This window comes from Pseudomonas sp. GW821-FHT05H12, from assembly GCF_059419385.1.
In genome coordinates this window covers 131,366-150,023 of the sequence record NZ_JBWKRS010000016.1, presented here as the reverse complement: position 1 = coordinate 150,023, position 18,658 = coordinate 131,366, and the positions used below count along the sequence as shown (strand labels likewise).

The window sequence follows — 18,658 nt, the reverse complement described above, 5'->3', positions numbered from 1 at the left end:
GCCCGAAAGTTCAAGGGTGATCTTTCGGGTGCCATCGCCGGCAAGCCGGCTCCTACAAAGGCCTACAGGACCGGGGCGGCAGCCACGGCTTTGGGCTGGCGATACAGGTCCAGCAACACCTGATCCAACACAGACGAAGCGCCCCACGGTTTCGAGTCGTTGAGGATCGCCACCACCACCCAGCTGTTGCCGTTGTTGTCGCGGCTGAACCCGGCGATGGCGCGCACGGTATTCAAGGTGCCGGTCTTCACGTGGGCTTCACCGCGCATGGCCGTGGTTTTCAGGCGTTTACGCATGGTGCCGTCGGTGCCGGCAATCGGCAGCGAACTGATGTATTCCGCCGCGTAAGGTCCTTTCCAGGCCGCTTGCAGCATGGCCGCCATCTCACGGGCGCTGACCCGTTCGGCGCGGGACAGGCCGGAGCCGTTCTCCATCACCAGGTGCGGCGCGGTGATGCCTTTCTTGGCCAGCCATTGACGAACCACGCGTTGCGCAGCCTTGGCATCGTCGCCGTCGGCATCGTTGCGGAACTGCGCGCCCAGGCTCAGGAACAGCTGCTGGGCCATGGTGTTGTTACTGTATTTGTTGATGTCGCGGATGATCTCCGCCAGGTCCGGCGAGAATGCGCGGGCCAGCACCTTGGCGTCTTTGGGCACCGGCGCCTGGATATCACGGCCCTGGATGGTGCCGCCCAGTTCCTGCCAGATCGCACGCACGGCGCCGGCGGTGTAGGTGGCGTGGTCGAGCAGCGACAGGTAGGTCTGCGAGCTGCAGCCATCGCCCAACTGGCCGCTGACGGTGACGGTCACGCTGCCATCAGCCGCCGTGACCGGGTTGTAGCGCACGTCGCCGGTGCACTGCTTGGCGTTGGAGACTTTCACTTGGTTGTCGATGCGAATGCTGGCAATCGGCGGTTCGACCGACACGATCACCCGGCCCGAATCGTTGCGGGTCACGAAGCGCAAGGCCTTGAGGTTGACCAACAGGGCGTCCGGCTTGACCAGGAACGGCTTGTTCTCGTCGTTGCCGTCGTCGTTGAACTCGGGCAATTGCGGTTGGTTGAAGAAGCTGCGGTCCAGCACCAGGTCGCCGGTGACTTGCTGCACGCCATTGGCACGCAGGTCACGCATCAGCAGCCAGAGCTTTTCCATGTTTAGCTTGGGGTCGCCGCCGCCCTTGAGGTACAGGTTGCCGTGCAACACGCCACCGCTGAGGGTGCCGTCGGTGTAGAACTCGGTTTTCCACTGGTGGTTGGGGCCGAGCATTTCCAGGGCGGCGTAGGTGGTGACCAGCTTCATGGTGGAGGCGGGGTTGACCGACACGTCGGCGTTGAACACGGTCGGTGTACCGGGGCCGTTGAGCGGCAGCATCACCAGGGACAGCGAGGTATTGGGAATCTTGGCTTTCTGCAGGGCCTGTTGGACATTCGGCGGCAGGGTGTTGTTGATCGGGGCGGCGGTGACGGAAAAGGCCAGGGGCAGGAGAACGCTGGCAAGCAGAAATGGACGCAAAGATTTGATCATAAGAAGTAAAACCCTACTGCTGAGGAGGGTGAAAAAGGCGAGGGGTAAATAGGAAAAATCCCTCAATGGTCATGAAAGTGTCGGCATTATGCCCCAAGGTGGATCCACTTGTAGCTGAACGATAGCTGGTATTAGGCGTTTTTTTTGCGGGCCAATGGCCGCCTGTCCCAGAGAGTCGGGCAATCGCCGCCTTAAACTGCTAAAGTGCCGCCCGTTATTACTTAAGAGGATTGTTCCAATGGCGACTAACCGTTCCCAGCGTCTGCGCAAAAAACTGTGCGTTGATGAATTTCAAGAGCTGGGTTTCGAACTGAACCTGGACTTCAACGAAGGCCTGAGTGAAGAAGCTATCGACGCTTTCCTCGAAGCATTCATCAAAGAAGCCATGGAAGCCAACGGCCTGGGCTACGTGGGCGGCGACGACTTCGGTCTGGTTTGCCTGCAGAAGCGCGGCTCGGTGTCCGAAGAGCAACGTGCTGCTGTTGAAGCCTGGCTGAAAACCCGTTCCGAGCTGACCAAGGCTGAAGTCAGCCCGCTGCTCGACGTGTGGTATCCGGAAAAGCCGATCAACGCGGCTAAGTGATACTCAAAAAAACGGCGACCTGAGGGTCGCCGTTTTTTTATGCCTTGCGCCAGTTCAGAATCAATAGCGTCAACACTCCCGCCACAATCCCCCAGAACGCCGAGCCGATGGAAAACAGCGTCAAGCCAGACGCGGTGACCATAAAGGTGATCAGCGCCGCTTCCCGTTCCTTCGGCTCATTCATGGCAATGCTCAAGCCATTGATGATCGAGCCAAACAGCGCCAAGGCTGCAATCGACAGCACCAGTTCCTTGGGCAGGGCTGCGAACAGTGCCGCCAAGGTAGCGCCAAACACCCCGGCAATCCCGTAGAACACACCGCACCACACCGCCGCGGTGTAGCGTTTGTTGCGGTCTTCATGGGCATGGGGGCCGGTGCAGATGGCCGCGCTGATCGCCGCCAGGTTGATGCCGTGGGAACCGAAGGGCGACAGCACCAGGGAAGCCAGGCCGGTGGCCGTGATCAGCGGCGAGGCCGGCACGTTGTAACCATCGGCACGTAGCACGGCAACACCCGGCATGTTCTGTGAGGTCATCGCCACCACAAACAGCGGGATGCCGATGCTGATGGTGGCGGCCAGGGAGAAGTGCGGGGTGGTCCACACCGGCGTGGCCACTTCCAGGTGAAAGCCGCTGAAATCCAGCAATCCCATCAGCCCTGACAACGCGGTGCCAATCACCAATGCGGCCAGCACCGCGTAGCGCGGCGACAGGCGCTTGATCACCAGGTAGGTGAAAAACATCCCCAGCACCAGGCCGGTGCGATGCTGCGCGGCGACGAAGATCTCGCTGCCGATCTTGAACAGGATGCCGGCGAGCAAGGCCGCCGCCAGCGATGCCGGGATGCGCTTGACCAGTTTTTCAAAGCTGCCGGTCAGCCCGCAAATTGTCACCAGCACCGCGCAGGTGATGTAGGCACCAATGGCTTCGCCATAACTCACGCCGCCCAGGCTGGTGATCAACAGCGCCGCGCCGGGGGTGGACCAGGCAATGGTGATCGGCGTGCGATAGCGCAGGGACAGGCCGATGCTGCACACCGCCATGCCGATGGAGATCGCCCAGATCCACGAGGAAATCTGCGCCGTGGTCAAGCCGGCGGCCTGGCCGGCCTGGAACATCAGCACCAGGGAGCTGGTGTAGCCGGTCATCATGGCGATGAAACCGGCGACGACCGCGGACGGCGAAGTGTCGGCCAACGGGCGCAACGGCGCTTGGGTGGCGTGTGTCATGGCGAGGTGTTCCTTTTACCTGAGGCTTTTTACCGATGAAGGCGTGAATTCAAGCCTAAACTCAAACGTAACCACTCATTGCAATACAGCCGACACCGCAAACAGCCGTACAGTGTGTTGGCGCAACCGGTTGTGTACAATGTGCCCTGTTTTTAGGTGATACTTGCCAGCGACACGCTGTTGCCGTATTACCGTTAATTCGCCGCCGTTCTCCAAACCCGAGTGCCCATGAACGAACAGTTGCAACCTCTCAAGAAACAACCGCGAGCTGGCAAGGCCGGTCGCAGCGGAACCCAGGACGATATCGTCTACGCGCATATCTTCGAGGCGATCCTCGAACAACGCCTGGCACCCGGTACCAAATTGAGTGAAGAGGCACTGGGCGAAATCTTTGGCGTCAGCCGCACCATCATTCGCCGTGCGCTGTCGCGCCTGGCCCATGAAGGCGTGGTGCTGCTGCGGCCCAATCGTGGCGCCGTGGTTGCCAGCCCGAGTGTCGAAGAGGCCCGCCAGGTGTTCATGGCGCGGCGTCTGGTGGAGCGGGCGATCACCGAACTGGCGGTACAGCACGCCACGGCCGAACAACTGGCCGAACTGCGCCAGATGGTCAACGATGAGCGCGACAGTTTCTCCCGGGGCGATCGCGGTGCGGGCATCCGCCTTTCCGGTGAATTCCACCTCAAGCTGGCCGAAGCGGCGAAGAACGCGCCGTTGATCAGCTTCCAGCGCAGCCTGGTGTCCCAGACGTCGTTGATCATCGCCCAGTACGAAAGCGGCAACCGCTCGCACTGCTCCTACGATGAACACACCCAGTTGATCGATGCGATCGAAGCGCGGGACGCGGTGCTGGCGGTGGATTTGATGATGCATCACATGGATCACATCGACAGCAAGCTCAACCTCGATGAAGAGAGCGCGTCGGATGATTTGCATGCGGTGTTTTCGCACCTTTTGCAGACCAAGAAGCCAGGGCGCTCCTCGATCAAACTCTGATCCCAAAAAAAATGTGGGGGCCGGCTTGTGTGGGAGCTGGCTTGCCTGCGATGGCATCACCTGGGTCTAACAGAAAGACCGAGGTGTCTGCATCGCAGGCAAGCCAGCTCCCACATAAACCCGCTCCCGCATTTGGTTTTGTGGTGTACCTGAACTTAGCGTTGGTGCACGAGCTGCCCCGCCGCATACGTCTGCAACACCGTCCGATCATCCCCCAGCGTCATCAGCACAAACAACGTCTCGGCAATGGTGTTCGCCTGCTTCAAGCGATAACTCAGCAGTGGCGTGGCGTTGTAGTCCAGCACCAGGAAGTCCGCATCGGTGCCTGGCTGCAGCGTGCCGATCTTGTCTTCCAGGCGCAGCGCACGCGCACCGCCCAGGGTTGCCAGGTACAGCGACTTGAACGGGCTCAACCGCGCGCCCTGCAACTGCATCACCTTGTAGGCTTCGTTCAGGGTTTGCAGCAGCGAGAAGCTGGTGCCGCCGCCCACGTCGGTGCCCAGGCCTACGTTCAATTTGTGTTTTTCCGCCATTGGCAGGTTAAACAAGCCACTGCCGAGGAAGAAGTTTGACGTAGGGCAGAACGCAACCGCCGAGCCGGTTTCTGCCAGGCGCGCGCACTCGTCATCACACAAATGCACACCATGGGCAAACACCGAGCGTTCGCCGAGCAGCTTGTAGTGGTCGTACACATCCAGGTAGCCGTTGCGCTCCGGGAACAGCTCTTTCACCCACTCCACTTCCTGCTTGTTCTCACTGATGTGAGTCTGCATGTACAGGTCCGGGTATTCGCCCAGCAATTGCCCGGCGAGTGCCAGTTGTTCCGGCGTACTGGTCGGTGCAAAGCGTGGGGTGACCGCGTAGTGCAGGCGGCCTTTGCCGTGCCAGCGCTCGATCAGCGCCTTGCTTTCCTGGTAGCCGCTTTCGGCGGTGTCGGTGAGGTAGTCCGGCGCGTTGCGGTCCATCATCACCTTGCCGGCGATCATACGCAGGTCGAGCTTCTCGGCCGCTTCGAAAAAGGCATTCACCGACTGCGGGTGCACGCTGCCGAACACCAGTGCGGTGGTGGTGCCGTTGCGCAGCAGTTCCTTGATGAAAATATCCGCGACTTCTTCGGCATGGGCCTTGTCGGCGAACTGGCTTTCACACGGGAAGGTGTAGGTGTTGAGCCAATCCAGCAACTGCTCGCCGTAGGCGCCGACCATGCCGGTTTGCGGCAGGTGGATGTGGGTGTCGATCAGGCCGGGGGTAATCAGCGCATCTTGGTAATGGGTGACTTCGATGTCGGCGGGCAGCGTCGGCAACAAGTCACCTGCATGGCCGATGGCGCTGATCTGGCCGTTTTCGATCACCAGCAGGCCGTCTTCAAAGTACTCATAGGAGGCTTCGATCCCCACTTGCGCAGGGTCGGCGATGCTGTGCAGAAGGGCGGCACGGTAGGCTTTGCGAGTCAAAGGCATGGTGATCTCAATTCAAATGGCTTGGCTGCGACGTGACGCCGGCAGCAGTTTGGCAATAGGTTCGGCGCTGGCTGTGTGCTGGCCGAAATTGGCGTTATAGGTGGCGATGATTTCGCCGGCGATGGAGATCGCGATTTCCACCGGCAATTTGCCCTTCACCTCGGTGAGGCCCATGGGGCAGCGCATGCGTTGCAGTTGCGCGGCGTCGAAGCCGCGATCACGCAGGCGGTGTTCGAACTTGACACGTTTGGTCTTCGAACCGATCAGGCCGAAGTAGGCGAAGTCGTTGCGCTTGAGCAGGGCAGCGGTGAGTTCCAGGTCCAGCGCGTGATTGTGGGTCATCACGATGCAGTAACTGCCCACCGGCAGGTCGGCAATTTCGTCGACCGGCTCTTCGCTGACGATTTTACGCACGCCTTGTGGGATATGTTCTGGAAACTCCTGGTCACGGGAATCGATCCAGCGCACCCGGCACGGCAGGCTGGCCAGCAACGGCACCAGTGCGCGGCCCACGTGGCCGGCGCCAAACACAGCGATCTGCGCCTGCACCTGGCCCATGGGTTCGAACAGCAACACGGTCACACCACCGCAGCACTGGCCCAGGCTGGCACCGAGGCTAAAGCGCTCCAGGTGGGTGTTCTGCTGGCCACGAACGAGCATGTCCCGGGCGATCTGCATCGCCTTGTATTCCAGGTGGCCGCCGCCGATGGTGTCGAAGGTTTGCGCGGCGCTGATCACCATCTTGGAACCGGCGTTGCGTGGCGTGGAGCCGAGTTCTTCGATGATGGTGACGAGTACGCAGGGTTCACCGCGGTTTTGCAGGTCGGCGAGGGCGCTGATCCAATAATTCATAGTCACCTCTTGTGGTGTCTGTCAGGCCGCCATCGCGGGCAAGCCCGCTCCCACATTTTGATTTGTGAACACCGTCAAATGTGGGAGCTGGCTTGCCTGCGATAGCAGCTCCTCGGTCCTAAAGCGAAGCCAGCTCGGTTTCAGTCTCAACAGCCTTCGCCGCACTCAACTGCCGCATCTGCTCACATCCCCACAACACCCGCTCCGGCGTCGCCGGCGCATCGATCTTCGGCTGATGGCGATAGTCACCCAGGCTCGCCACCGCATCCTTGATCGCGCACCACGAGGCAATCCCGAGCATGAACGGCGGCTCGCCCACGGCCTTGGAATGGAACACCGTGTCTTCCGGGTTCTTGCGGTTCTCCACCAGCTTCACCCGCAGGTCCAGTGGCATGTCGGCCACGGCCGGGATCTTGTAGCTGGCCGGGCCGTTGGTCATCAGCTTGCCCTTGTTGTTCCACACCAGTTCTTCCATGGTCAGCCAGCCCATGCCCTGGATGAAACCGCCTTCCACCTGGCCAATGTCGATGGCCGGGTTCAGCGAGGCGCCCACGTCGTGCAGGATGTCGGTGCGCAGCATCTTGTATTCGCCGGTCAGGGTGTCGACGATCACTTCGCAACAGGCGGCGCCAAAGGCGAAGTAGTAGAACGGCCGACCCCGTGACTGGCTGCGGTCGTAGTAGATTTTCGGGGTCTTGTAGAAGCCGGTGCTCGACAGCGAGACCTGGGCGAAATACGCCTGCTGGATCAACGCCTCAAACGTCAGGATCTGATCGCGCACACGCACGTGGCCGTTGTGGAACTCCACGTCCGCTTCGCTCACGTCGTACTTGCGTGCGGCGAATTCCACCAGGCGCTGCTTGATGGTTTCGGCAGCATTCTGTGCGGCCTTGCCGTTCAGGTCGGCACCGCTGGAAGCGGCAGTTGGCGAAGTGTTGGGCACCTTGTCAGTGTTGGTCGCGGTGATCTGCACGCGGTCGATTTCCACCTGGAACACTTCGGCGACCACTTGTGCGACCTTGGTGTTCAAGCCCTGGCCCATCTCGGTGCCGCCGTGGTTCAGGTGGATGCTGCCGTCGGTGTAGATGTGAATCAGCGCACCGGCCTGGTTGAGGAAGCTGGCGGTAAACGAAATGCCGAACTTCACCGGGGTCAGCGCCAGGCCTTTTTTCAGGATCGGGCTGTGGGCGTTGTACAGGCGGATCGCTTCGCGGCGCTCGGCGTATTGGCTGCTGGCTTCCAGCTCGGCGGTCATCTCTTCGAGCATGTTGTGCTCGACAGTCTGGTAGTAGTGAGTGACGTTGCGCTCGGTCTTGCCGTAGTAGTTGGCCTTGCGCACCGCCAGCGGGTCCAGCGCCAGGTGGCGGGCGATGGCGTCCATCACTTCTTCGATGGCAACCATGCCCTGCGGGCCGCCGAAGCCGCGATACGCGGTATTGGACGCGGTGTTGGTCTTGCAGCGATGGCCGTTGACCGTGGCGTCGCCCAGGTAATACGAGTTGTCGGAGTGGAACATGGCGCGGTCGACAATCGAGTTGGACAGGTCTGGTGAGCAGCCGCAGTTGCCCGCCAATTCCAGGTTGATCCCGTGCAGGCGGCCGCTGTCGTCAAAGCCCACGTCGTATTCGATATAGAAGGGGTGGCGCTTGCCGGTCATCAGCATGTCTTCGACGCGCGGCAGGCGCATCTTGGTCGGCTGGCCGGTGATGCGTGCAACCACTGCGCACAGGCACGCGGGGCTGGCGGCCTGGGTTTCCTTGCCGCCAAAGCCGCCGCCCATGCGGCGCATGTCCACGACGATCTTGTTCATCGACACGTCCAGCACTTCGGCCACCAGCTTCTGCACTTCGGTGGGGTTCTGCGTGGAGCAGTAGACGATCATGCCGCCGTCTTCAGTGGGCATCACCGAAGAGATCTGGGTTTCCAGGTAGAAGTGTTCCTGGCCGCCGATGTGCAAGGTGCCCTGGATACGGTGTTTCGCCGTGGCCAATGCGCCCGCTGAGTCGCCGCGCTGGTGGGTGTGGCTGTCGAGCACAAAGTGCTTCTTGCGAAACGCCTCGACCACGTCCAGCACCGGCTCCAGGTCTTCGTATTCGATCACGGCGGCCATCGCCGCTTTGCGTGCGGTTTCCAGGTCGCGGGCCGCCACTGCCAGCACCACCTGGCCAACGAACTGCACGGTGTCGATGGCCAGCAACGGGTCGCCGGGCATCAGCGGGCCGATGTCTTTCAGGCCCGGCACGTCTTCGTGGGTGATGGCGATGCGCACGCCTTCAAAGGCGTAGCAGGGCGCGGTGTCGATGCTGATGATGCGCGCATGGGCGCGGTCGGACATGCGTGCATACAGGTGCAACTGGTTGGGGAATTCCAGGCGGTCATCGATGTACTGCGCTTCACCGGACACATGCTTGGCGGCGCTGTCATGCTTGACGCTGCGGCCCACACCTGAGGTGAGGTCCTGGGCGAACAGCTCGGCCAGTTCAGCCTGGGTTTTAACGACGGCGTGATGGTTAGACATAAGCGGTCACCCGAGTCTCGATGTGTGGCGTTTGCAGCTCGATGAAGTATTTGCGCAGCAGGTTCTGGGCGCTGAGCAGGCGGTATTCCTTGCTGGCGCGGAAGTCAGAAAGCGGGGTGAAGTCTTCGGCCAGGGCGGCGCAGGCTTTTTCCACGGTGGCAGCGTTCCAGGTCGCGCCGATCAGCACGGTTTCGCAGTGCTTCGCACGTTTGGGGATGGTGGCCATGCCGCCAAAGGCCACGCGGGCATCGCTGATTACACCGTTGTCGAGCTTCAGGTTGAACGCGGCGCAGACAGCGGAAATGTCATCGTCCAGGCGCTTGGAAACCTTGTACGCGCGAAACAGCGTGTGGCCCTTGGGCACGATGATCTTCTCGATGAACTCGCTGTCTTGGCGGGCGGTGACGCGGTAGTCGATGAAGTAGTCTTCCAGCGCCAGGGTACGGCGGGTGTTGCCTTTGCACAGCACGATCTGCGCGCCCAGGGCGATCAGCAGCGGCGGCGAATCGCCGATGGGCGAAGCGTTGCCGATGTTGCCGCCCAGGGTGCCCTGGTTGCGGATCTGCAGGGAGGCGAAGCGGTGCAGCAAGTCGCCGAAGTCCGGATAGGCGTGGTGCAGCGCGGCGTAGCAGTCGGAGAGGGCGGTGGCGGCGCCGATTTCCAGGCGATCGTCGAAGTCTTCGATGCGCTTCATCTCGTCGATATTGCCGACGTAGATCATCACCGGCAGTGTGCGGTGGAACTGGGTGACTTCCAGCGCCAGGTCGGTGCCGCCGGCCAGCAGGCGGGCTTGGGGGTAGGCGTCATAGAGGTCAGCCAGGTCGGCGACGGTCAGCGGCACCAGGCAGCGCTTGTCGCCGCTGTTGAGTTCACCGGTTTGCGTTGGCGCGATGGCTTTGAGCTGGGCGATGGTCTCGGCTTGGCGGCTGTCGAACTGGTCTTGGGGTTTGTTGCAGCACGCCTGTTCGGCGGCGGCTAGGATTGGGCGGTAGCCGGTGCAGCGGCACAGGTTGCCGGCCAGGGCTTCGTGGGCTTTTTGGCTGTCGGGGGCATCGCTGTTCTTTTGCAGGGCGAACAGCGACATCACGAAACCCGGGGTGCAAAAGCCGCATTGCGAGCCGTGGCACTCGACCATGGCCTGTTGCACGCTGTGCAGTTGGCCCTGGTGCTTGAGGTCTTCGACGCTGATCAGTTGCTTGCCGTGCAGGGAAGACACAAAGGTCAGGCACGAGTTGAGGCTGCGATAACGGATCTGCTCGACGCCTTGTGCATCGGTATGCAGCTCGCCGACCACCACGGTGCACGCACCGCAATCGCCGCTGGCGCAGCCTTCCTTGGTACCGGATTTGCCCAGGTGCTCACGCAGGTAGTTGAGCACGGTCAGGTTGGGGTCCAGGGCGTGCTCGCTACGGAGTTCCCTGTTAAGTAAAAACTGGATCACGGAAGGCCTCGCAGACTCATTATTGTTGTTAACCGCTTTGCGCCGAATCTAGTCATCTCTGACTTTTCGGTCAATGATTTTCTGACCAGAAGGTCAAGAAAATGCAGTCGCAACACTTTCAATTATGGTCCAGTCTTCTGGAACCGGCGTTTTCAGGGGCTTTTGGCTTTTCAGCGCTGCTTATTTCATGCCAAATTCGCCACGGTGGGCGTAGCGCCATCAGCGGGCCAATGCGCTACACTGCCGCGCTTGTACCGATAGAAGATTTTGAAGGGAAAACATGACGTTCAAGGCGCCGGACAGTCTCGCCGAGCAAATTGCTCACCACCTCGCCGAACGTATCATTCGCGGCGATCTCAAGCCTGGGGAGCGGATCCAGGAACAGAAGGTCACGCTGGCACTCAATGTCAGCCGTGGTTCCGTGCGTGAAGCCTTGCTGATCCTCGAACGCCGCCACCTGATCGCGATCCTGCCGCGCCGTGGTGCCCACGTCACCGAGCTCACCGCGCACAAGGTGCAGAGCCTGTGCACCTTGATGGGCGAGCTGTACATCCTGCTGGGCAACGCCGTGGCCCAAGGCTGGCAGACCCAGGCTGACATGGGCCCGTTCCTGCAGATCCAACAGCGCCTGGTGGCGAGTTTCGAGCGCCAGGACATCCGCGCCTTCGTCGAAGAAAGCTTCAACGTGATGCGCGCCGCGTACCCCTTCGCCAATAACCCGTACCTGCAGGAAACCGTCGAGAACCTGCAACCGGCGATGAACCGCGCTTATTACCTGGCGCTGGATCAGCGCAAGGCGTCGATGAGCGAGTACCTGGCGCTGTTCGAGCAACTGCTCGCCGCCGTGCTCGCCCGTGACCTGGTGCAGATCCGCCAAGTACTCTCGGCCTATGGCCAGCGCAGTTGCTCGCTGGTCATCGCTGCGTTGGCGGACGCCTAAACGTGCGGCTCAAGTGCATCAAACTGGCGGGGTTCAAATCCTTCGTCGACCCGACCACGGTGAACTTCCCCAGTAACATGGCGGCGGTGGTCGGGCCCAATGGTTGCGGCAAGTCGAACATCATCGACGCCGTCCGTTGGGTGATGGGCGAGAGCTCGGCGAAAAACCTGCGTGGCGAGTCGATGACCGACGTCATCTTCAACGGCTCCACCAGCCGTAAGCCGGTGAGCCAGGCCAGCATCGAATTGGTGTTCGATAACTCCGATGGCACCTTGATCGGCGAATACGCAGCTTATGCGGAAATTTCCATCCGCCGCAAAGTGACCCGCGACAGCCAGAACAGCTACTTCCTCAACGGCACCAAGTGTCGCCGTCGGGACATTACCGATATTTTCCTCGGCACAGGCCTGGGCCCGCGCAGCTACTCGATCATCGAACAGGGCATGATCTCCAAGCTGATCGAAGCCAAGCCCGAAGACCTGCGCAACTTTATCGAGGAAGCGGCCGGCATCTCCAAGTACAAGGAGCGCCGTCGCGAGACTGAAAACCGCATTCGCCGTACCCACGAAAACCTCGCCCGCCTCACCGACCTGCGCGAAGAGCTGGAGCGCCAGTTGGAGCGCCTGCACCGCCAGGCCCAGGCCGCCGAGAAGTATCAGGAATACAAGGGCGAAGAGCGCCAGCTCAAGGCTCAGCTGTCGGCCCTGCGCTGGCAGGCGTTGAATGACCAGGTGGGCCAGCGCGAAGCGATCATCGGCACCCAGGAAATCAGCTTTGAGGCCCTGGTGGCCGAGCAGCGCAATGCCGACGCCAGCATCGAGCGCCTGCGTGACGGTCACCATGACCTGTCCGAACGCTTCAATCTGGTGCAGGGCCGCTTTTATTCGGTGGGCGGCGACATTGCCCGCGTCGAGCAAAGCATCCAGCACGGCCAGCAGCGCCTGCGCCAGTTGCAGGATGACTTGAAGGAAGCCGAGCGCGCGCGCCTGGAGACCGAATCCCACCTGGGCCATGACCGCACCTTGCTGCTGACCCTCGGCGAAGAGCTGGACATGCTCACCCCCGAGCAGGAAGTCACCAGCGCCGCCGCCGAAGAGGCCGCCGCCGCCCTGGAAGAATCCGAAACCACTATGCACGGCTGGCAGGAGCAGTGGGACACCTTCAACCTGCAATCCGCCGAGCCGCGCCGTCAGGCTGAGGTGCAACAGTCGCGCATCCAGCAACTGGAAACCAGCATGGAGCGCCTGGCCGAGCGCCAGCGCCGCATGCAGGAAGAGCGCGCGTTGCTCTCCGCCGACCCGGAAGACGCGGCGATCATGGAGTTGAGCGAGCAACTGGCCGAAAGCGAAATGACGCTGGAAGAGCTGGAAGCCAGCGAAGAACAACAAGTGGAGCGCCTGGAGCAATTGCGTCAGCAACTGCAACAGGCGACCCAGGCGCAACAGCAGGCCCAGGGTGATTTACAGCGCTTGAACGGGCGTCTGGCGTCCCTGGAAGCCTTGCAGCAAGCCGCGCTGGACCCGGGCACTGGCACCGCCGAATGGTTGCGCGACCAGCACCTGGCCGAGCGCCCGCGTTTGGCCGAAGGCTTGAAAGTGGAAGCCGGTTGGGAGCTGGCGGTGGAAACCGTGCTGGGCGCTGACCTGCAAGCGGTGCTGGTGGATGATTTTGGCGCGTTCGACCTGTCGGGTTTTGCCCAGGGTGACTTGCGTTTGCTCAGCCCGGCAGCGGACGGCACGCGAGTACCGGGCAGCTTGCTGGATAAAGTCGAGGCGGCGATTGACCTGTCGCCGTGGCTGGGCCAGGTCAAACCGGTGGATTCGCTGGAGCAGGCGCTGGCCCAGCGCGGTCAACTGGGTGCTGGTGAAAGCCTGATCAGCCGCGACGGCTATTGGGTCGGTCGGCACTTCTTGCGGGTGCGTCGCGCCAGTGAAGCGGAAAGCGGCGTGTTGGCCCGAGGCCAGGAAATCGTCAACCTGATCGCCGAGCGTGAAGAGCGCGAAGCCACCCTTGAAGGCCTGGAAACCCAGCTGCAAACCTTGCGCGCCACCCAGCGCCAGCAAGAGACCGGCCGCGAACACCTGCGCCGCCTGTTGCAGGACGAAGCGCGCCAGCAAGGCGAGCTGAAAGCCCAGCTTTCCGCGAGCAAAGCCAAGGTCGAGCAACTGACCCTGCGCCGTACCCGTCTTGACGAGGAAGTCGCCGAGATGGGCGAGCAGCGCGCCCTGGAACACGAACAGATTGGCGAGGCGCGCCTGCATTTGCAGGAAGCCCTCGACAGCATGGCGCTGGACACCGAGCAGCGCGAACTGCTGCTGGCCCAGCGCGACAGCCTGCGCGAGCGCCTTGACCGCGTGCGCCAGGAAGCCCGTCAGCATAAAGATCACGCCCACCAGTTGGCGGTGCGTTTGGGTTCGCTCAAGGCTCAGCACGCGTCCACGGCCCAGGCCCTCGAGCGTTTGGAGATGCAGTCCGAACGCCTCACCGAAAAGCGCGAGCAACTGAGCCTCAACTTGGAAGAGGGCGAAGCGCCACTGGAAGAGTTGCGCCTCAAGCTCGAAGAGCTGCTCGACAAGCGCATGACCGTCGATGAAGAACTCAAGACCGCGCAAATCGCCCTGGAAGACGCCGACCGCGAACTGCGTGATGCCGAAAAGCGCCGCACCCAGGCCGAGCAACAATCCCAACTGATCCGCGGCCAGCTCGAGCAACAGCGCATGGAATGGCAAGCCCTGACCGTGCGCCGCAAGACCTTGCAGGACCAGTTGCTCGAAGACGGCTACGACCTGCACGGCGTGCTCAATACCCTGACCGCCCAGGCCAACGAGAAAGACGCCGAAGAAGAACTTGAGCGCATTGCTGCACGTATCCAACGCCTCGGCGCGATCAACCTCGCGGCTATCGACGAATACCAGCAACAGTCCGAGCGTAAGCGTTACCTGGACGCCCAGGACGCCGACCTGGTCGAGGCCCTGGACACCTTGGAAAACGTGATCCGCAAGATCGACAAGGAAACCCGTAATCGTTTCAAAGATACCTTTGATCAGATTAATGGCGGTTTACAGGCCTTATTCCCGAAAGTTTTCGGTGGAGGCAGCGCTTACTTGGAACTGACGGGCGAAGATCTACTCGATACTGGGGTAACGATCATGGCGCGGCCTCCGGGCAAGAAGAACAGCACCATCCATTTGTTGTCCGGCGGCGAGAAGGCCCTGACCGCATTGGCCCTGGTATTTGCCATCTTCAAGTTGAACCCGGCGCCGTTCTGCATGCTCGATGAAGTTGACGCCCCGCTGGATGACGCTAACGTTGGACGGTACGCACGCTTGGTTAAAGAGATGTCCCAGACGGTGCAGTTCATCTATATCACCCACAACAAGATCGCCATGGAAATGGCTGATCAACTGATGGGTGTGACGATGCACGAACCGGGCTGTTCGCGCCTGGTGGCGGTGGACGTGGAAGAAGCGATGGCGATGGTGGAATCCTGAACCACGCTGTGAAAGAGAATTTTCAGCAGGATGTAAGGTGATGGAACCGGCTGTGAAATATGGCAAATGGACATATTTGTTCAAGGCATTTTGACAGACGGTGTAAAGTTATCTTTGGTCGTGCTAGTTTAATGTCAATTTTTCGTGTGCGTGGGCAAAACGTCAGTCAGAACATAGAGTTGGCGCCACGTTTTAAAGCGGTTTGCACGGTGCTAAACCCCTTATTTTTCAGCATTTTTTATTAGAGGCACGGGATTACATGGAAATCGGTCTGCGCGAGTGGCTGATCGTCATCGGCATTATTGTCATTGCCGGTATTCTTTTTGATGGCTGGCGCCGGATGCGCGGCGGCAAGGGCAAGCTCAAGTTCCGCCTGGACCGAAACCTGTCCAACCTGCCGGACGACGACGGCAGTGCCGAGCTGCTGGGGCCGCCCCGTGTTCTGGATACCCATAAAGAACCGCAACTGGACGAGCACGACCTGCCGTCGATGAGCGCGCCACTGCGTGAAGCCCGTGAGCCGTCTTCCAAGCGAGGCAAGCGCAACAGCGCGCCGGTCGCCGAGCCGCATCAGGGCGACCTGAACCTCGACGTCGATGAAGGCCCGAGCTTCAGCAGCCGAGACGATGATTTCCCGGACGAGAACATTGGCAAGAGCACCGCGCCGCGCCAGTCGGTAAACGACCAGCCGGCCGCTGAAGAAGTGCTGGTGATCAGCGTGATTTGCCGCGACGCGGCCGGCTTCAAGGGCCCGGCGCTGTTGCAGAACATCCTGGAAAGCGGCCTGCGTTTTGGCGAGATGGACATCTTCCACCGTCACGAAAGCATGGCGGGTAACGGCGAAGTGCTGTTCTCCATGGCCAACGCGGTCAAGCCGGGCACGTTCGATCTGGACGACATCGACCTGTTCAGCACCCCGGCCGTGAGCTTCTTCCTCGGTTTGCCAGGCCCGCGTCACCCGAAACAAGCGTTCGACGTGATGGTGGCGGCAGCCCGCAAGCTGTCCCAGGAGCTCAATGGCGAACTCAAGGACGATCAACGCAGCGTCCTGACCGCCCAGACCATCGAACACTACCGTCAGCGCATCGTCGAGTTCGAGCGTCGCGCCCTGACACAGAAACGCTGAGGTTCGATCTTAAGCGTTGTCTGTAGAATCCGTGCACTAACATATTGAGCAGCTTCGGCTGCTCTTTTGCTTTATGAGAGAACACCCATGACCGCCGCCCACACCCGCATCCTCGAACTGCGCGCTGAACTGGATCAGCACAACTACCGCTACCACGTCCTCGACGAGCCGAGCATCCCGGACGCCGAGTACGACCGGCTGTTCCACGAGCTCAAGGCCCTGGAGGCCGAGCATCCGGAGCTGGTCACGCGGGATTCACCGACGCAGCGGGTGGGCAGTGCGGCGCTGTCGGCGTTCACCCAGGTCAAGCATGAGATCCCCATGCTCAGCCTTGGCAACGCATTCGATGAAACCACTATGCTGGAATTCGATCGTCGGGTTACCGAAGGTCTCGACCTGCCGGTGGGCGACCTGTTCGGCGGTGGCGCGGCGGTGGAATACAGCTGCGAGCCGAAACTGGACGGCCTGGCGGTCAGCCTGTTGTACCAGGATGGCGAGTTGGTACGCGGCGCCACCCGTGGCGACGGCACCACTGGCGAGGACATCAGCGTCAACGTGCGCACCGTGCGCAATATTCCGTTAAAACTGCACGGCAGCGGCTGGCCGGCGACCCTGGAAGTGCGTGGCGAAGTGTTCATGTCCAAGGCCGGGTTCGAGCGGCTCAATGCTTCGCAGCTGGAAGTTGGCGGCAAGACCTTCGCCAACCCGCGCAACGCCGCTGCGGGCAGCCTGCGCCAGCTGGATTCAAAGATCACCGCCAGCCGCCCGCTGGAATTCTGCTGCTATGGCGTGACCACGGACATCAGCGACACCCACATCGGCAACCTGCAACAGCTGCAGAAGTGGGGCATGCCCATCAGTCGCGAGCTGAAGCTGGCCAAGGGCATCCAGGACTGCCTCGAGTACTACCGCGATATCGGCGAACGGCGTAACAGCCTGCCGTACGAGATCGACGGCGTGGTGTTCAAGGTCAACAGCATTGCTTCCCAGCGTGAGCTGGGCTTTCGTGCCCGCGAGCCGCGTTGGGCCATCGCCCATAAATTCCCGGCCCTGGAAGAACTCACCGAACTGCTCGACGTGGAGTTCCAGGTTGGCCGCACGGGCGCCGTCACCCCGGTGGCGCGCCTCAAGCCGGTCAAGGTCGCGGGTGTCACTGTGTCCAATGCCACCTTGCACAACATGGACGAAGTGGCGCGCCTGGGTGTGATGATCGGCGACACGGTGATCATCCGCCGCGCCGGTGATGTGATCCCGCAAGTCGTCTCCGTGGTGCTTGAGCGCCGTCCGGAAAACGCCCGCGCGGTGCCTATTCCCGAGAGCTGCCCGGTGTGCGGTTCCCACGTGGAGCGCACCCAACTGGTCAAGCGCAGCAAGGGCAAGGAAACCGTCAGTGAAGGCGCGGTGTACCGCTGCGTCGGGCGCCTGGCGTGTGGGGCGCAGCTCAAGCAGGCGATCATTCATTTCGTCTCGCGTCGCGCCATGGACATCGACGGCCTGGGCGACAAGACCATCGAGCAGTTGGTGGACGAGAAACTCATCGGCTCGCCGGCGGATCTCTACAAACTCAAGTACGAACAGATCATCGACCTGGAGGGCTTTGCCGATATCTCCAGCAAGAAGCTGATCGCCGCCATCGAAAACAGCAAGACGCCGACCCTGGCGCGGTTTATCTACGCCCTGGGTATTCCCGATGTGGGCGAGGAGACCGCCAAAGTGCTGGCAAGGTCCCTGGCGTCGCTGGAGCGCGTGCAGAAGGCCTTGCCGGAAGTGCTGACGTACTTGCCTGACGTGGGCCTGGAAGTGGCGCATGAGATTCACAGCTTCTTTGAAGACAGCCATAACCAGGAAGTGATCGGTGCATTGCTGTCGCCTGAAGTATGCGGGCTTCAATTGCAGGATCAGGGCGACTTGAGCGCCGAGTTCGCTGCCAGCGCCACGTTGGGTGGCTTGCTCGACAAGCTGCACGTGCCGAGCGTTGGCCCGGGTGCTGCGCAGAAACTGGCGGACAAATTTGGCAGCCTCGAAGGCGTGATCAAAGCCGACTGGCTCGACATGCGTCAGGCGCTGCCCGAGAAGCAGGCCAAGGCCGTGCGCGAGTTCTTCGATAATGCCGACAACGCCAACCGCGCCCTGGCCATCGAGCAGCAGCTCCGCGACTTCGGCATGCATTGGCAGAGCGAGAAAAAAGTCGTCGAAGGCTTGCCCGAAGCAGGGCATACCTGGGTGCTTACTGGCTCCCTGGAGTTGATGAGCCGTGACGTGGCCAAGGACAAGCTGGAAAGTCTCGGCGCCAAGGTGGCCGGTTCCGTTTCGGCGAAAACCCACTGCGTGGTCGCCGGGCCGGGCGCGGGCTCCAAGTTGGCCAAGGCCAGCGAGCTGGGTCTGAAGGTGCTGGACGAAGAAGCCTTCGTCGCCTTCCTCGCCAAGCACAACATCACCGTCGACTAACCCTGTAGGAGCCCGGCTTGCCGGCGATGGCGATCTCAAGGGCCCCATCGCCGGC

The 18,658-nt window shown here is 61.4% G+C and carries 12 protein-coding genes; 6 read left to right on the top strand and 6 right to left on the bottom strand.

Annotated elements, in window-relative coordinates; translation table 11 throughout:
- Nucleotides 1–62 precede the first annotated feature (62 nt).
- Nucleotides 63–1,523, bottom strand: a complete 1,461-nt coding sequence (dacB, locus tag AC07SU_RS16375) for a D-alanyl-D-alanine carboxypeptidase/D-alanyl-D-alanine endopeptidase (protein WP_176996322.1) — start codon at nucleotides 1,521–1,523, stop codon at nucleotides 63–65.
- A gap of 238 nt (nucleotides 1,524–1,761) precedes the next feature.
- Here dacB and AC07SU_RS16370 point away from each other — a divergent pair, with 238 nt between their 5' ends.
- A complete protein-coding gene (locus AC07SU_RS16370) occupies nucleotides 1,762–2,106 on the top strand; it encodes a YggL family protein (protein ID WP_016979277.1) in 345 nt (114 codons plus the stop codon).
- A gap of 37 nt (nucleotides 2,107–2,143) precedes the next feature.
- On the opposite strand, the gene AC07SU_RS16365 is transcribed toward AC07SU_RS16370, so the two are convergent.
- Nucleotides 2,144–3,334, bottom strand: a complete 1,191-nt coding sequence (locus AC07SU_RS16365; RefSeq protein ID WP_494997609.1) for a benzoate/H(+) symporter BenE family transporter — start codon at nucleotides 3,332–3,334, stop codon at nucleotides 2,144–2,146.
- Between the two features lie 228 nt (nucleotides 3,335–3,562).
- Between AC07SU_RS16365 and AC07SU_RS16360 the strand changes: the two genes are divergently transcribed.
- Nucleotides 3,563–4,327 (top strand): GntR family transcriptional regulator, encoded by a 765-nt coding sequence (locus AC07SU_RS16360; protein ID WP_176996320.1) that lies wholly within the window; start codon nucleotides 3,563–3,565, stop codon nucleotides 4,325–4,327.
- A gap of 155 nt (nucleotides 4,328–4,482) precedes the next feature.
- Here the strand turns inward: AC07SU_RS16360 and guaD are convergent, their stop codons facing one another.
- The 4 genes from guaD to xdhA all read right to left on the bottom strand — a co-directional run bounded on the left by guaD (nucleotide 4,483) and on the right by xdhA (nucleotide 10,598).
- Nucleotides 4,483–5,787, bottom strand: coding sequence for a guanine deaminase (guaD, locus tag AC07SU_RS16355; protein ID WP_176996319.1), 1,305 nt, complete (start codon nucleotides 5,785–5,787; stop codon nucleotides 4,483–4,485).
- A gap of 12 nt (nucleotides 5,788–5,799) precedes the next feature.
- Nucleotides 5,800–6,639 (bottom strand): xanthine dehydrogenase accessory protein XdhC, encoded by an 840-nt coding sequence (gene xdhC / locus AC07SU_RS16350; RefSeq protein WP_494997608.1) that lies wholly within the window; start codon nucleotides 6,637–6,639, stop codon nucleotides 5,800–5,802.
- 118 nt (nucleotides 6,640–6,757) lie between these two features.
- Nucleotides 6,758–9,157: a xanthine dehydrogenase molybdopterin binding subunit gene (gene xdhB / locus AC07SU_RS16345; protein ID WP_494997607.1), complete on the bottom strand. Its 2,400-nt coding sequence runs from the start codon at nucleotides 9,155–9,157 to the stop codon at nucleotides 6,758–6,760.
- Nucleotides 9,150–10,598, bottom strand: coding sequence for a xanthine dehydrogenase small subunit (xdhA, locus tag AC07SU_RS16340; protein ID WP_494997606.1), 1,449 nt, complete (start codon nucleotides 10,596–10,598; stop codon nucleotides 9,150–9,152). Before xdhA ends, xdhB begins: the two co-directional genes overlap by 8 nt.
- A 280-nt stretch (nucleotides 10,599–10,878) precedes the next feature.
- Between xdhA and AC07SU_RS16335 the strand changes: the two genes are divergently transcribed.
- The 4 genes from AC07SU_RS16335 (at nucleotide 10,879) to ligA (ending at nucleotide 18,603) form a co-directional block, all read left to right on the top strand.
- Nucleotides 10,879–11,538, top strand: a complete 660-nt coding sequence (locus tag AC07SU_RS16335; protein WP_494997605.1) for a GntR family transcriptional regulator — start codon at nucleotides 10,879–10,881, stop codon at nucleotides 11,536–11,538.
- A gap of 2 nt (nucleotides 11,539–11,540) precedes the next feature.
- The gene (smc, locus tag AC07SU_RS16330) at nucleotides 11,541–15,029 is read left to right on the top strand and encodes a chromosome segregation protein SMC (protein ID WP_494997604.1); all 3,489 of its coding nucleotides are present in this window, start codon (nucleotides 11,541–11,543) and stop codon (nucleotides 15,027–15,029) included.
- Nucleotides 15,030–15,288: 259 nt separating this feature from the next.
- A complete protein-coding gene (zipA, locus tag AC07SU_RS16325; protein WP_178924564.1) occupies nucleotides 15,289–16,155 on the top strand; it encodes a cell division protein ZipA in 867 nt (288 codons plus the stop codon).
- Between the two features lie 87 nt (nucleotides 16,156–16,242).
- Nucleotides 16,243–18,603: an NAD-dependent DNA ligase LigA gene (gene ligA, locus AC07SU_RS16320; RefSeq protein WP_494997603.1), complete on the top strand. Its 2,361-nt coding sequence runs from the start codon at nucleotides 16,243–16,245 to the stop codon at nucleotides 18,601–18,603.
- Nucleotides 18,604–18,658: the final 55 nt, after the last annotated feature.

What these genes read in the sequence shown, in the direction of transcription:
- dacB (WP_176996322.1), bottom strand. Translation starts at nt 1,523, where the DNA reads ATGATCAAATCTTTGCGTCCATTTCTGCTTGCCAGCGTTCTCCTGCCC.
- AC07SU_RS16370 (WP_016979277.1), top strand. Translation starts at nt 1,762, where the DNA reads ATGGCGACTAACCGTTCCCAGCGTCTGCGCAAAAAACTGTGCGTTGAT.
- AC07SU_RS16365 (WP_494997609.1), bottom strand. Translation starts at nt 3,334, where the DNA reads ATGACACACGCCACCCAAGCGCCGTTGCGCCCGTTGGCCGACACTTCG.
- AC07SU_RS16360 (WP_176996320.1), top strand. Translation starts at nt 3,563, where the DNA reads ATGAACGAACAGTTGCAACCTCTCAAGAAACAACCGCGAGCTGGCAAG.
- guaD (WP_176996319.1), bottom strand. Translation starts at nt 5,787, where the DNA reads ATGCCTTTGACTCGCAAAGCCTACCGTGCCGCCCTTCTGCACAGCATC.
- xdhC (WP_494997608.1), bottom strand. Translation starts at nt 6,639, where the DNA reads ATGAATTATTGGATCAGCGCCCTCGCCGACCTGCAAAACCGCGGTGAA.
- xdhB (WP_494997607.1), bottom strand. Translation starts at nt 9,157, where the DNA reads ATGTCTAACCATCACGCCGTCGTTAAAACCCAGGCTGAACTGGCCGAG.
- AC07SU_RS16335 (WP_494997605.1), top strand. Translation starts at nt 10,879, where the DNA reads ATGACGTTCAAGGCGCCGGACAGTCTCGCCGAGCAAATTGCTCACCAC.
- zipA (WP_178924564.1), top strand. Translation starts at nt 15,289, where the DNA reads ATGGAAATCGGTCTGCGCGAGTGGCTGATCGTCATCGGCATTATTGTC.
- ligA (WP_494997603.1), top strand. Translation starts at nt 16,243, where the DNA reads ATGACCGCCGCCCACACCCGCATCCTCGAACTGCGCGCTGAACTGGAT.